Consider the following 14,033-nt stretch of genomic DNA (forward strand, 5'->3'; position numbering starts at 1 on the left):
ATTATTGAAAACGCAGTAACATATCTTAGCATGATGTGATAGTAAAAGTAGAAAGCGTTACAAAAAATGTGAAGTTGAAATGTAACAAATGTCAATTCCGGGTCGTCACATGGTTGTATAAATAAACCTCACTCATCGTAACTGCCATGATAAAAAACTATCTCAAAATCGCCTTCCGGAATATTACCCGGCACAAAGCATATTCCCTGATAAATATTTCGGGACTTGCAATAGGGATGGCCTGCAGCATACTTATCCTGTTATGGGTAAACCATGAATTAAGTTATGATCGTTTCCACAAAAATGCGGATCATATCTTTCGTATAACATGTAATGCAAGTGATTTCAAAGCAGCAGTTAACCCGGCAGGTATGCCAGGCGGGCTTAAAGCAGAACTCCCGTCGGTTCAGAATTATGTGAGGTTAAGTCATCTTACAACTACCTTATTCGAAGCCGGCAATAACAAGTTTGAAGAGAAAAATACTTTTTATGCCGACTCCACATTTTTAGAAATCTTCTCATTCCCGTTAATTGCTGGTAATAAGAATACGGCAATGTCCAGGCCGGATGCCATATTGCTGACTCAATCCATGGCCAAAAAATATTTCGGGCGGGAAGCTGCTTTGGGCAGGACCCTGAAGAGAAATAACGGAGATAACGTTACCGTTACGGCCATCTTCGCCGACTTACCTCCTAACTCCCACCTCAAGTTTGACTGTATAATGCCAATGTCGGCAATAGCTAACCGGGAGCGGGATTTAAAAACCAATAGCTGGGGTAATTTCAATTATTATTCTTACCTGCTTTTAGTCAAGAATATAATACCTGGGACGGCTTCGGTGAAGAAGTTTGAAAAGCAGATGGATGCTATTTATAAAACAAAACAACCTGATTTTAAAATCAATTTCTATCTGCAGCCACTCACCAGTATTCATCTTCATTCCAACTTACAGGTAGATCTTCCCGGCCACGGCAATGTTCAATACGTAAACATCTTTTTGATTGTTGCCATTTTTATTCTCGTCGTTGCATGCATCAATTTCATGAACCTTGCCACAGCCAGGTCTGCAAGGAGAGCCCGGGAAGTTGGCATCCGCAAAGTGGCGGGTGCTAAACGCGGTCAACTTATTCTGCAATTTATGGGAGAATCCGTCGTGGTCTCATTCCTCGCCCTTTTGATCGCTGTAGGCTTTGTATTCCTTTTTCTTCCTTCGTTTAATGATATCGCCGGCAAAAAACTGTCGATCAATTTTATGGATGGGAAAATCTGGCTGTCCCTCGTTGGTATGGCGCTGGCTACGGGTTTGATCTCAGGCAGCTATCCGGCATTATTCTTATCCGGTTTTCGCCCCGTGAAAGTGTTGAAGGGCTCACTGAATAAATCAGGTGGCAGCCTCTTTTTCAGGAACACCCTTGTTGTTACGCAATTCATCGTGTCTATTGTGCTGTTGATCGGGACCGTTGTAGTTTACAAACAATTACATTTCATTCACAAAAGGAACATCGGGTTCGACAAAGAAAATCTTCTGTATATGCCGATGACTGGTGAAATGTGGGGTAAACTCGATGCGATGAAGGCCGCCTTAAAACAGAACCCTTTAACAACTGATTTCACAATCATAGATAATCTGCCAACTAACCTCACTTCGGGAACTATAGATGTTGTCTGGGAAGGTAAAGACCCGAAATCACAGGTAGTAATCCCCAGCCTTGCTATTTCCGAAAACTTTATCAGGGTTTTCAAAATGCAACTTCTGCACGGGCGTGATTTCTCAGAATCATTTAAAGCCGATTCTGCGAACTTCATGGTTAATGAAACTGCCCTGAAGGTGATGGGAATAAAATCAGATGAAGCGATTGGCAAAACATTATCAATGTGGGGAAACAAGGGAGTTATCATTGGAGTGGTCAGGGATTTTAATTTTAAGCCAATTCAGCAACCCATTGAACCCCTCGTTCTCAACCTGAACCGTTGGGGTGGTTTTGTTGTAATTCGCACCGCATCAGGAAACAGCGAGGCAACGATTAAAGCGTTAGAAAAAATCAGCACCGATCTTAACCCGGCCTATCCTTTCTCTTTTAATTTCCTTGACCAGGACATAGCCAATCTTTACCAGGGCGAACAAAGACTTGGTACATTGTTCAACATTTTTGCAGTATTGGCAATACTGATATCCGCTATGGGTCTATATGGATTGTCGGCATTTCTTGCGGAACAGCGGAGGCGGGAGATTGGAGTACGGAAAGTGCTTGGGGCGTCCGTGTTTGGAATCATGTACCTGTTATCCACCGGGTTTACCAGGCTGATACTGATTGCAATTGTTATTGCTATCCCGCTATCATGGTACCTGATCAATAACTGGCTCGAAAGTTATGCTTATCATATCAAAATAAACTGGTTGATATTCGTTGTGGCTTCCTTTATTGCACTGTTGATTGCCTGGGTAACCGTCAGTTACGAATCCCTGAAAGCCGCTTTAAGCAATCCTGTGCGAAGCCTGCGTTCAGAATAAGGATGTTTACCGGAACGCCTTAAAGTCGGTCTCCGACATGGGCAAAGCTTACATTGAAGTACTGATTCCAGACAGTAATTGTTCGAAAACGAACAGGTTCGTAGTCGCTGACAAGTTTAACTGTCTGATGATGAGAACATTGACAATTGGCCTTATTTTTTGGGCATGAGCACGTGTTTACTTTCATTAAATCACTGCTCATATGCTGAGAAACTATTTTAAGGTGGCCCTTAGAAATTTGTGGCGCTATAAAGGATTCAGTCTGATAAATATCCTTGGGCTCACGATCGGTATCGTCGGTTGCCTCGCCATCGGGTTGTTTGTGCACGATGAACTGCAATTCGACAAATTCGTAAAAAGGGGAGATGATATCTACCGGGTTTACCTGAGAACAACCACATCTGCCGGCATAAATTCATCTGCAAACACACCACCCGTTTTTGCACCATATCTCCAACAACATTATCCTGAAGTGGAAAGTACCACCCGGTTGTTGATGTGGAGTGGAAAAAAGTTAATGGAAACCGGAGATGAGCGGGGATATGAAGAAAAAGGGTTCATAGCCGATTCCACATTCTTCGACATGTTCCCATTACAGTTTTTGAAAGGCGACAGCAAACATGGCCTTGAAGGCAGGCTGTCAATTGTTATAAGTGACCAACTGGCGAAGAAATATTTCAAAGCAACGGATCCGATCGGGAAAGTAATTAAACTTGACAAAGTAGACTTTATTGTTCGTGGAGTATTCGCCCCGCTGCCTGAACACTTTCACCTTGACTTCAACTACATGTTGTCAATAGCCTCAGCTGATCTCCCGGCAGATAGAATGGAACGATGGGGCTGGCAGCAGTTCTTTACTTATGTGCGTCTTAAGCCCAAATCGGATGTAAAGCTCCTGGAAAATAAGTTTCAACAAGCCGTCGTTGAGGAGGCGCATCCCCAAACCAGGGACCGCGGGTTTACGTTCTTACCCTATTTTCAACCTTTAAAGAATATTCATCTTGGCTCCGCAGCTTTTGGTTTTGACAATGCTAAAAGAGGAAATGAAACTTATGTAAAAGGATTAACAATCATTGCACTGTTTGTACTTGTAATTGCCTGCTTCAATTTTATCAATCTCGCAACCGCAAGATCATTCCGCAGGGCCAAAGAAATCGGATTACGAAAAGTCGTAGGGGCAAACCGGGGTCAACTCGTTGTTCAATATACTGCCGAGACAGTTTTTCTCGCCCTTATTTCCATCATAATTGCTTCGATCGTTACAGTTTTGATCGTACCTCATCTGAACGACTTTACTGGTAAATCCATACAGTTTAATCCTTTCAAAGATCCATTGCTGGGTTTGGCCCTGGTGGCATTTGCAGTGATCATAGGTTTGTTATCCGGTCTTTATCCTGCATTGGTTATGTCAGGCTTTCAGCCTATCCGGGTTTTGAAGGGCCTTAAACCAACGAAAAATACCAACACTTCATCCGGCACGATCCGCCAGGCGCTGGTGATCGGTCAGTTTGCGATCTCCGCCTTCCTGATCGTAAGTACCGTCATCGTTTACCGTCAGATGAATTACCTGCATCAGAAGGACCTTGGCTTTAGCAAAGACCAATTAATCTATTTCAATGTGCAGGGTGGTGTCGAATCAAATCCCCAGGTATTCAAAGATGAACTGAAGTCTTTACCCGGTGTTATAGCAGTTACCGGTGGTTATGGCCTTCCCGGCGATGCAGTGGCAGGGGATGGCATTACGGTGCCGGGCAAAGATGGTGAGCAGTCACATTCAGCGGTCCAACTGATAGTGGATTATGATTATATACCAACCATGGATCTGAAAATAGTGGCCGGACGTGCATTTTCCAAAGAATTTGCAACCGACGAAGAAGAAGCGTTTATCATCAATGAAACCGCGGTCAGGGAACTTGGATTCGGTACGCCTGAAAAAGCAATTGGCCAACGCTTACATTGGGATAAGTGGATTCCGGATTCTATCAACCCGGTGAAAAAAGGAAAGGTAATAGGAGTGGTAAAGGACTTTCATGTAAAGAGCCTGCATGAAAAACTTAGTACTACGGTTTTGCAGATCTATCCTCCGGTTCTGGCAAAGATGGCGGTAAAGGTCAGGACCGAAAATCTGCCTGGTACCATCAGCGCTATAAAGTCGGTATGGAACAGGCTAACACCCGATTATCCTTTTGATTACAAATTTCTCGATGAAAATTTTGCGGTGATGTACAGCCAGGAAGATAAGCTAAGCACCTTGTTATTGATATTCACTGCCATGGCGGTATTCGTGGGCTGCATGGGCCTTTTTGGACTCACGGCTTTCGCTGCAGAACAAAGGGTAAAAGAAATAGGTATCCGTAAAGTACTGGGTGCCAGTGTAGCAGGCATAGTTACCATGCTTTGCGGATCATTTCTCAGGCCTGTCATTATTGCTTTCATTATTGCCTTTCCATTATCATGGTGGATAATGAACGGATGGCTCCAGGATTTCCCGTATCGTGTATCAATCAGCTGGGTTGTATACCTTGTAGCTGCGCTCACTGCGCTGGGAATAGCGCTTATTACCATAAGTTTTCAATCGATCAGGGCAGCTACGGCGGATCCCGTGAAAAATTTAAGAACAGAGTAAATTTATCTTCAATTATTTTCATCATATATTGATATTATAACGGTCATACAAAGCCGCAGTATCGATAGTTGTTAGTGTGCAATGACCAGTTTGCTGGTCATCATTTGTCCACCTGCAACGATCTTTACGAGATAGGTATCATTTGACCAGTCTCCGATTTTCTTAACATGTATAACATGAATATCACTTTCAACTATACTGACAAAGGTTCTTACCATCCTTGCTGAGAATTCGTACACTGAATAACAGGAGGATGGGTAGACGTGTTTTGGTAAGCTGGATTTTGTGGTAAGGTCATTATGTGGCATCGTAAGATGCCCGGATCAGCGAACAAAACAGGTCTTAAATTTTTATGTTATATAGTCAATTTCACTTGTATATTTACAAAAACCGGGGGAAAATACTGCCAGCGACCGCAATAGGCCAGGATGCAATTATCCTGAACTGAACGAGATCGGGCTTTATAGCTTCCTGATTAATATCCTTTTACATATGATTGACGGCGACTATTTGCTGGAAGCTTTTAAAGCCTCCCGCAATCCGTGCTTTATCGTCCTTCCGGATTCGCCGGCTTATTCTATCATGGCAGTCAGCAGGATAGTTTTAAACAGGCTTTCAGTTACCGAGGAAGAAATCCTCAATCAGAGTGCATCCGCTATATTCCCTGTTTCCGCTTCATCAATCCATACCAAACAGGGATTAAACCTTTTCGAGTCATTTCAGGCTGTTATTAAGACCAGCATGGCGCAAGACGTGTTGCCATTGATTCCTATGTCAATGAAGGCGTCCAATGGTCAGGAGGAGATCTCGTGGAAGGGAGAGAGCATTCCGCTGTTTGATCAAAACGGTGCTTTACAATACATTCTGTTTTCGGCCATTGAGATCATAAATAACAAGGGCGATGCCCCCGAATCTGTAAGACCCAAAGCTTACGATGATGTTTTTGATGAAAGGCACACGATCCTTGAAAGCATAGGGGAAGCATTTTACCGGGTTGACAATAACTGGATAGTTACTTACTGGAACAACCAGGCCGAAAAAATGCTGGGTCAACCCAGGGAGAATATCCTGAACAAAAATCTTTGGGAGATTTATCATGACGCAATAGACACGCCCTTCTATCATAACTTTCAAAAAGCGACGCGGGAAAATCAAATTGTAAGATTCGAAGCGCTATACGAAACACTGCAATTGTGGCTCGAAGTAAATGTGTTTCCTTCGAGAAGTGGGTGCTCTGTATATTTCAAAGATATTACAGAGAAGAAAAAAACGGAGGAGAGGATCAGGGACAGTGAAGAACGAAGCCGTTTGATCATGAATGCGGCCCTCGATGCAATTATCTGTATGGATAAAAGAGGATTAGTAACATTCTGGAACCCACAGGCGGCCGCGACTTTTGGATGGGATCAAAAGGAAGTGATGGGCAAAAAACTCTCTGAGTTTATTATACCTGAAAGGTTCAGACATCGTCATGACGCTGGTCTCGAACTGTATTTGCAAAATGGTGAAGAGCAGGTGCTGAACAGGATACTTGAATTGGAGGGCTTAAGACGGGACGGACAGATATTTCCGATTGAACTGACTGTCATCCCCATCAACCAACCCAGTGAGGCTTTCTTTTGCGCTTTTATAAGAGATATATCTGCACGCAAAATTGCAGAAGAAAACATCAGACAACAAGCTATCGACCTTGAAATCTCAAATAAGGAACTGGAGCAATTTGCTTATGTGGCATCACACGATCTCCAGGAGCCACTCAGGATGGTCACGGGTTTCTTAAAGCAGTTGGAAAACAGGTATGCAGACATCATCGATGACAGGGGCAAACAGTATATTCATTTTGCAGTTGATGGTGCAAAAAGAATGAGGCAAATCATCCTTGATTTACTCCGGTTTTCCAGGGTGGGCCGGTGGGAGGAAGCAGCGGAAACCGTGGATACACAAATACTAGCCAAGGAGAGCCTCAACTTATTCTCAAGCCAGATTGACGAAACCGCTGCAAAGATCACCATTCATCCACTACCCGTTATCTCAACTTATAAAACACTGTTGGGCCAGGTGTTTCAAAATCTATTGGGAAACGCCCTGAAGTACAGAAAGACCGGTACAAGTCCGATTATTGACATGAGTGCCCGCGAAAATGGATCAGATTGGGAATTCACGTTTACAGATAACGGAATCGGCATAGCTAAGGAGTATCATGAACGCGTGTTTATTATCTTCCAAAGACTTCACAATCGCGAAGAATATTCGGGAACAGGGATAGGACTTGCTATTGTTAAGAAAATTATCACCAATCTCGGCGGTAAAATCTGGATTGACTCAGAGCCAGGAGAGGGAACTGCATTTCATTTTACTGTCCCAAAACAACACTCCTGACGATAATGTTGGCCACCAGGAAGGTGACCGTAACAAGATTATGCATTTTGGTATCGGTTTTGCGTAAAGAAATGAACATTTCAATTATGAGGGGTTATACATTATTGAGAGGGCACGATCAACGTTATATTTTGCGATCTATTCACCAGGCTGATGTATCGTTCACACTTAAATACTCTCACTGATGTTTAAAGACACAAGGGCGGTTAAGATCTTAATCATTGAGGATAATCCAGGTGATTTTGCATTAATACAGGATTACATTCAGGATCAGTTTGCAAATCCGGACATAATACATACCAGGAGTTTCTCTGGAGCGAAAGCCCTGCTCATGGCCAACAGTGTTCAATATGATGTGATACTATTAGATCTTTCACTACCGGACAGAAGCGGCGAATCTCTTATTTCGGAAGTGAGTGCCCTCAGTAAAGACAGTATAGTAATTGTACTGACCGGCTTTTCTGATATGGGATTCAGCGTCAGGTCGATTGCGTTGGGAGCGGCTGACTATCTGACAAAAGATGATATCAATGCGACCATTTTGTATAAGAGCATAATCTATAACCTCGAGCGGAAAAAAATGAATCATCAATTGACTGAATCTGAAAAGAAGTTCAGCAATCTCTTTCAAATGAGTCCGCAACCAATGTGGGTCTATGATCCTGAGACCTTAATGATCGTGCAGGTAAATTTTGCCGCGATCAGCAAATATGGTTATAGTGAAGAAGAATTTCTTCGGCTGAGTATCATGGATATAAGGCCCGAAGAAGATATTCCGAAAGTGAAAAGTCTTATCGAAAGCCGCGACCATTATTCTATTATCCTGAATGCCAACAGGTTTCGTCATCGTAAAAAATCCCAGGAAATAATTGATGTAGAAATTTATAGCAGTCCGATAGTTTTGGAGGACAAAGTTTACCGTTCGGTCATAGCCATTGATGTGACTGAGAAAATCCTGGTGGATCATAAAATCACTAAAGCAATCATTAAAACGCAGGAAGATGAACGTTATGAAATAGGTAGTGAATTGCATGATAATGTTTGCCAGTTGCTTGCTACCAGTCAGATGCTGCTGGGTATGCTCAAAAATTCGGTTGACCCTGCAGGCACGAGGTTGTTTGATCAGTGTAAACAGTATATTTCAATGGCCTTGAATGATGTCCGAAGTGTCAGCCACAGGCTGGCCCCGGCTTTCCATGAAGAAGCAACCATAGAAGAAACGCTGCGCAACTTACTGGTCAATTCAAATCCGGGAAACAATTATACGATAGAGATGAGATTTTCGGATGAGGTAAAGAAAAGCGGGCTTGGAAGAGAATTACAGTTAAATCTTTACCGGATACTCCAGGAACAACTTCGAAATATTAATAAATACGCCAGGGCACAATCTATAACGATAGATGTTGACATCAAAGAGCAACACCTGATCATGAAGATCATTGATGACGGAGTGGGCTTTGTAACATCGCTTGTAAGAACCGGCATAGGCCTTTCAAACATGAGAAGAAGAGCCGAATTATTTGGAGGCAAGATGTATATTGACTCTTCTCCCGGCAAGGGTTGTAAAATCACGATTGAGATCCCGCTGGAAAATATTGATAATTTCAGCAACAAAATAAAAGCAGAAGTCTAGCGGTAATTGCGGGATCAGCTTTATTCGACCAGTGTTTTTATTTGTACCAATATAGGATTCCACCCCTCGCCGTTATTATAAACGTCTTTGTACCGTTGTTCACCATTCATAACCTTGGAAAAATCTCCCTGGCTGACTGTCAGCATCGTTTTACCGTCAATCTCATGTAAGTCATAAATCACACTAAGATAATTCTCCGGTACATCTTTCATTTCCGGGTTGTTGGGGTCAAAGGTTGTGTACTCAAGCTTTCTTCCAGGTTCAATACTTAGAATATTGCCTTTCACAGCAACCAGTTCCTGTCCATCAAATATCCCTTTCCAGATGAGCTCATCACCTGGTTCCCAACCTGAAACTGCTTCACATCCAAACATGTACAATCTGGTTTTTTGTGGATTTATAAGCGCGTCCCACACCGCTGAGGCCGGGGCATTGATCGTAATTGAATTGCTTACAAACACAGGTGTTGTCATGAGTGATTTTCACCAAAGGTAGAGAAAGATATGATGAGAAGTCGTAGCCATGGAAGCATCTTCACATTCATTTTGCGGTTGTGCTGACAGGAACTGGTTGTGGTTCAGTATTCGGACCTTTTACTTCCAGGGTTCCGTCAGGATTGATCTGCATCCTGTCTACGAATACAACTCTTTCATCTCCCGTAGCTGTAGTCCGGCCATGATATACGCAAAACATTTCTTTTTTATCGGGGGACCAGGTAATGCTGTTATGACCGGTTCCAGTCACATTTCCCCCGGTAGCAGTATTTTGCTGCAGAACGGGATTTCGGGATGACTTAACAAATGGTCCGAGCGGACTTTTCGAAGTAGCGTAGCCTATCGCATAGTTTTTACCTCCAAAGAAATTCGCAGAATACATGATGTAATACAGGTTTCCTTTTTTGAAGGTGACTGAACCTTCTGTCCATCTACGGTTTACTTCTTTGGTGGTGACAGAACGGCTTTCCCATGCATGTAGTGTGTCCTTCATACTGACCGGCGGGCGTAACAGCAGAACGGGTTTGCCAACGGTTCCGCTAAAATCCGGCTTTATCTCTATTCCGTAAACCCAGCTCTCTTCGATCTCATTATACCATCCTTTTTTTCTTGCCCATTCGGACACCGCGGATTTGACCGGATGTTTATAACAACAGCGGGAATAATAGAGATAACATTTGCCTCCCGGATCGAAATAAACATTAGCATCAATGATGGGATAACCAGGGTCAAAAACAGGTTGTTTAGCAAGGTCAATAAACGGACCCGTTGGCTGATCTGCGACCGCAACACCGATCCGGAAATTTTCAAGTTCATTGGTAGGGTTATGGGCCCATTGTGCACTATAGAACATATAGTATTTGTCTTTCACCTTATACACTTCGGGTGCCCAATATGATCCATTTCCCCATCCATTTTTATTATTTCCAAAGTAAACCTGGCCCTCATATTTCCACTCTGCAAGATTTTGCGAAGAGTATGCAGAGAAACCTTCCTTTGCGCCGCCACCGGTACCATACATGAAATACCCTTTTCCTTCCTCGTATAAAACATAAGGATCTCCAAACTCAATGGGAAGAGGGTTTTTGAAAGTTTGTTTTTGATCAGGCTGTTGTGCCTTAGATTCCAAAACACAACTCATTATTCCCAATAAAATTAAAATAATTTTCATGGTAAGCGATTTTTAGTACAGTGATGAATCATCGTAGCCGATTGAACTTACTCAGTATACCTCAACGATCATTTCAACTTCAACGATCATATTGAAAGGAAGTGTATTTACGCCGAGGGCGGTTCTTGCGTGTTTGCCTTTGTCACCAAAGATTTCAACCATAAGGTCGGAAAATCCGTTCATTACTTTTGGCTGATCATAAAAACCGTCATCAGAATTTACATATCCGTTTACTTTTACGATCCTTTTGACTTTGCTCAGATCACCAATCTCCTGTTTTAAAACAGCCAGATGAATGGTTCCGGTTAATCTCGCCGCCTGGTAGCCCTGATCAATAGAAACATCTTTTCCAACCTTCCCTTTTGAATATTCGCCATTTGCGTCCTGCGGACCTTTACCAGACAGGTATATCAATTTTCCGGTGCGGACAGCATGAACATAATTAGCTACCGGTGATTTTAACGGCTGCAGCTTTATTCCTGACCTTGCAAGCTTCTCTTCCGGTGATTGACTAAAGCCGCAGTTGCCGGCCAAAAGCAGGCCAAGGATGATAAATAGTCGCATAAAAAGTTAATTAGGTTGTGAAGATATCGGATTGGCCGTAAACATATATCGCGAATTTGATCAGGAACACTATCGCACAGTTTTCATATTTTCATGATCAAACTTAACCTAAATCTTATTGTATGAATCAACAATTCAACAGGCGAAATTTCATCAGAACTACTTTGTCTGCCGCTGCAATGGGAAGCCTCGGTGTTTTACCGGCAATATCGCTGGCTAATGAAAATTTTGCTGAATCCATTTATATGATCGGGCCAATGGAAGGTTATTCCCCCCAGATCGGTACATTGGTAAGCATGCTGAACTATAACAGAGCTACGATATTACAGATAGTGAAGGGCATGACTATACCACAGCTCGATTTTTTACTCGATGATCAGGCAAATACGATAGGGGGGTTGCTTATGCACCTTGCGGCTACAGAAAAATATTACCAGGTAAATACTTTTCAAGGCAGGCAGGACTTTAATGCTGATGAAAAAAAGATGTGGAACGCAGCATCAGAATTGGGTGACCTGGGACGAAAAGAAATCAAAGGCAAAGAGCTTTCCTATTATCTCGATCTGCTGGAAAGTGGTAGAAAAAACACGCTCCAGGAGTTCAAAAAGAAAGATGACAAGTGGTTATTGGCCGTAGATCCCGTATGGTCAAAAGAAGAAAAACTTAACACGTACTGGAAATGGTTCCATGTATGCGAACACGAAGCTAACCACAGGGGACAAATCTCTTTCTTAAAATCACGGATGCCGGGAGCCAGGAAAGGCGGGGGAGAAGGATAGAGCGAGTGCTATCAATCATTATCTTTAGATCATGGAAAAAATGAACACGCTGGTATGTGTGGAACCCTGGAAATTCGAATACAGGGAAGTATCCAGGCCAGTACTGACTCCCGGACACGCTATCCTCAGAATAAAAAAGATCGGCATCTGCGGCACTGACCTGCATGCCTATGAAGGAACCCAACCTTATTTTTCATATCCAAGAATTTTAGGTCATGAGCTGGCGGCGGAACTGGTTGAATGGGACGGGGCAGAAGGGTTTGTGAAAAACGAGATAGTCACATTCATCCCATACCTGCATTGTGGTAAATGTGTAGCCTGCAGGCTGGGAAAAACAAATTGTTGCCAGTACCTTAAAGTAAGTGGTGTTCACCAGGATGGTGGTATGGTCGAATATTTATCTGTTCCATCGTCACTGCTTGTTCATGGAGATGGGCTCGATACTGATGAGCTGGCACTGGTTGAACCACTTGCAATAGGTGCTCATGCTGTAGCTAAGGCCGGAATCAGGGAAGGAGACTTTGTGCTGGTTGCCGGGGCAGGTCCTATCGGGTTGGGCACTATGGAAATGGCCAGGATTGCAGGTGCAAGAGTGATTGCATTGGATGTTAATATTGAGAGATTGAGATTCTGCAAGGATAAACTAAACGTTTTTCACACCATCAACGCGTTAAGTGAAAACGTGAATGAGCAATTATCGGAGTTGACTAAAGGTGACATGCCAACAACAGTAATTGATGCTACGGGTAACTTAAAAGCAATCAACAATGCGTTTAGTTACGTGGCTCATGGCGGAAAATACCTGCTTATCGGTTTGCAAAAAGGTGAGATCACTTTCAGTCACCCCGAGTTCCATAAAAGGGAAGCTACCTTAATGAGCAGTCGTAATGCTACCCGGGCAGATTTTGAATACGTTATCAAATGTCTTAAGCAGCGCCAGATTGATCCAACCAATTTCATCACTCATCGTGTAGCGTTTAATGATGTCAGGGAACAATTTGAGAAATGGCTGGATCCGCAGAGCGGTGTTATCAAGGCAATGGTGTCTGTTGCATGATATACCAGGCTATGAGCATTTTTCATGCGATGGTTGCGTGATCCGAAGGCTGCAAACGGAAGCTGTATAACCAGGGTGCTTTATGTGAACCACCTGAATATTTCTTTTCAACGCGATTTAATATATTCAACCCAAGTATCCTGCGCTGAAAGCTGGATCTGTTCAGCTTTTCGCCGAGGATAGTTTCATATAGTACCTGGAGATCAGACATAGTAAACATCTCAGGTAACAGGTTAAACCCGATAAGCTGACGATCGAGGTTGATCCTTAACGTGTCCAAAGCTTTTTCCACTATTTTTTTATGATCCTGCATCAGGGTCGGAAGATGTTTCATATCATACCATTCACACCGGTCCGACATAAAATCGGGTCTTGGAACTGCTCTGGTAAAATCTACCAAAGCATAATATCCAACTGATACGAAACGCTTTAAGAGCCAGTGCCCCGGCGTTACTTTGATCTTGTTTTTTTTCATAATGGTTCGCATGCTGGAAGGATCATGCCGCGAACGATCCCCAAACACGGCAAACTGTTCCAGGTAAATATCATTTAACCCAGTCCGCTCAGATAATATCCTGCGTGCCGCTACGTCGAGGTCCTCATTTTCCGGAATAAACCCACCCGGTAAAGCAAACAAACCGGTGTTTTTGTACTCGAGGATCAGTATACGGAGTTGCTTTTCATGGAAACCAAAAATTACCGCATCAATGGCCAGGCCCGGTAAATAGCCATCAGCACCCTGTCCGGGATCAGGTTTAGGCCTTGTTTTTTTCATGGGGGAAAACATTTATTTGGCAATCCAAGGATAATTTTTCAA

The 14,033-nt window shown here is 43.1% G+C and carries 11 protein-coding genes; 6 read left to right on the forward strand and 5 right to left on the reverse strand.

Annotated features, from left to right (window positions below; translation table 11 throughout):
- Positions 1 to 146 precede the first annotated feature (146 nt).
- Both ACX0G7_RS00230 and ACX0G7_RS00235 read left to right on the forward strand, forming a co-directional pair.
- Complete coding sequence (locus tag ACX0G7_RS00230; protein ID WP_458921382.1) at positions 147 to 2,513, forward strand: ABC transporter permease; 2,367 nt, start codon at positions 147 to 149, stop codon at positions 2,511 to 2,513.
- Between the two features lie 202 nt (positions 2,514 to 2,715).
- A complete protein-coding gene (locus ACX0G7_RS00235; protein ID WP_458921383.1) occupies positions 2,716 to 5,139 on the forward strand; it encodes an ABC transporter permease in 2,424 nt (807 codons plus the stop codon).
- 71 nt (positions 5,140 to 5,210) lie between these two features.
- On the opposite strand, the gene ACX0G7_RS00240 is transcribed toward ACX0G7_RS00235, so the two are convergent.
- On the reverse strand, positions 5,211 to 5,357 hold the full coding sequence (locus ACX0G7_RS00240; RefSeq protein WP_458921384.1) for a hypothetical protein: 147 nt from the start codon (positions 5,355 to 5,357) through the stop codon (positions 5,211 to 5,213).
- Positions 5,358 to 5,631: 274 nt separating this feature from the next.
- Here ACX0G7_RS00240 and ACX0G7_RS00245 point away from each other — a divergent pair, with 274 nt between their 5' ends.
- Together ACX0G7_RS00245 and ACX0G7_RS00250 are read left to right on the forward strand one after the other, a co-directional pair.
- Positions 5,632 to 7,518: a sensor histidine kinase gene (locus ACX0G7_RS00245; RefSeq protein WP_458921385.1), complete on the forward strand. Its 1,887-nt coding sequence runs from the start codon at positions 5,632 to 5,634 to the stop codon at positions 7,516 to 7,518.
- A gap of 184 nt (positions 7,519 to 7,702) precedes the next feature.
- Entirely contained in the window at positions 7,703 to 9,151 is a 1,449-nt protein-coding gene (locus ACX0G7_RS00250; RefSeq protein WP_458921386.1) for an ATP-binding protein, read from the forward strand.
- Positions 9,152 to 9,171: 20 nt separating this feature from the next.
- Here ACX0G7_RS00250 and ACX0G7_RS00255 read toward each other — a convergent pair whose 3' ends face one another.
- The 3 genes from ACX0G7_RS00255 to ACX0G7_RS00265 all read right to left on the reverse strand — a co-directional run bounded on the left by ACX0G7_RS00255 (position 9,172) and on the right by ACX0G7_RS00265 (position 11,380).
- Positions 9,172 to 9,624: an SRPBCC domain-containing protein gene (locus tag ACX0G7_RS00255; protein WP_458921387.1), complete on the reverse strand. Its 453-nt coding sequence runs from the start codon at positions 9,622 to 9,624 to the stop codon at positions 9,172 to 9,174.
- Positions 9,625 to 9,691: 67 nt separating this feature from the next.
- Positions 9,692 to 10,816, reverse strand: a complete 1,125-nt coding sequence (locus ACX0G7_RS00260) for a glycoside hydrolase family 43 protein (RefSeq protein WP_458921388.1) — start codon at positions 10,814 to 10,816, stop codon at positions 9,692 to 9,694.
- A 51-nt stretch (positions 10,817 to 10,867) separates the two neighbouring features.
- Positions 10,868 to 11,380, reverse strand: coding sequence for a RidA family protein (locus ACX0G7_RS00265; protein ID WP_458921389.1), 513 nt, complete (start codon positions 11,378 to 11,380; stop codon positions 10,868 to 10,870).
- 122 nt (positions 11,381 to 11,502) lie between these two features.
- Between ACX0G7_RS00265 and ACX0G7_RS00270 the strand changes: the two genes are divergently transcribed.
- Both ACX0G7_RS00270 and ACX0G7_RS00275 read left to right on the forward strand, forming a co-directional pair.
- Positions 11,503 to 12,159, forward strand: a complete 657-nt coding sequence (locus tag ACX0G7_RS00270; protein ID WP_458921390.1) for a mycothiol transferase — start codon at positions 11,503 to 11,505, stop codon at positions 12,157 to 12,159.
- Positions 12,160 to 12,190: 31 nt separating this feature from the next.
- Positions 12,191 to 13,216: a zinc-binding alcohol dehydrogenase family protein gene (locus ACX0G7_RS00275; protein WP_458921391.1), complete on the forward strand. Its 1,026-nt coding sequence runs from the start codon at positions 12,191 to 12,193 to the stop codon at positions 13,214 to 13,216.
- Between the two features lie 22 nt (positions 13,217 to 13,238).
- Here ACX0G7_RS00275 and ACX0G7_RS00280 read toward each other — a convergent pair whose 3' ends face one another.
- Positions 13,239 to 13,991 carry an NUDIX hydrolase gene (locus ACX0G7_RS00280; protein WP_458921392.1) on the reverse strand — a complete coding sequence of 251 codons (753 nt, stop codon included), beginning with the start codon at positions 13,989 to 13,991 and terminating at the stop codon, positions 13,239 to 13,241.
- Positions 13,992 to 14,033: the final 42 nt, after the last annotated feature.

The organism is Flavitalea antarctica, from assembly GCF_054461535.1.

Excerpts from the sequence above, each read along its gene's own strand:
- ACX0G7_RS00255 (WP_458921387.1), bottom strand. The coding sequence starts at position 9,624 with ATGACAACACCTGTGTTTGTAAGCAATTCAATTACGATCAATGCCCCG.
- ACX0G7_RS00240 (WP_458921384.1), bottom strand. The coding sequence starts at position 5,357 with ATGGTAAGAACCTTTGTCAGTATAGTTGAAAGTGATATTCATGTTATA.
- ACX0G7_RS00250 (WP_458921386.1), top strand. The coding sequence starts at position 7,703 with ATGTTTAAAGACACAAGGGCGGTTAAGATCTTAATCATTGAGGATAAT.
- ACX0G7_RS00245 (WP_458921385.1), top strand. The coding sequence starts at position 5,632 with ATGATTGACGGCGACTATTTGCTGGAAGCTTTTAAAGCCTCCCGCAAT.
- ACX0G7_RS00230 (WP_458921382.1), top strand. The coding sequence starts at position 147 with ATGATAAAAAACTATCTCAAAATCGCCTTCCGGAATATTACCCGGCAC.
- ACX0G7_RS00270 (WP_458921390.1), top strand. The coding sequence starts at position 11,503 with ATGAATCAACAATTCAACAGGCGAAATTTCATCAGAACTACTTTGTCT.
- ACX0G7_RS00280 (WP_458921392.1), bottom strand. The coding sequence starts at position 13,991 with ATGAAAAAAACAAGGCCTAAACCTGATCCCGGACAGGGTGCTGATGGC.
- ACX0G7_RS00265 (WP_458921389.1), bottom strand. The coding sequence starts at position 11,380 with ATGCGACTATTTATCATCCTTGGCCTGCTTTTGGCCGGCAACTGCGGC.
- ACX0G7_RS00275 (WP_458921391.1), top strand. The coding sequence starts at position 12,191 with ATGGAAAAAATGAACACGCTGGTATGTGTGGAACCCTGGAAATTCGAA.
- ACX0G7_RS00235 (WP_458921383.1), top strand. The coding sequence starts at position 2,716 with ATGCTGAGAAACTATTTTAAGGTGGCCCTTAGAAATTTGTGGCGCTAT.
- ACX0G7_RS00260 (WP_458921388.1), bottom strand. The coding sequence starts at position 10,816 with ATGAAAATTATTTTAATTTTATTGGGAATAATGAGTTGTGTTTTGGAA.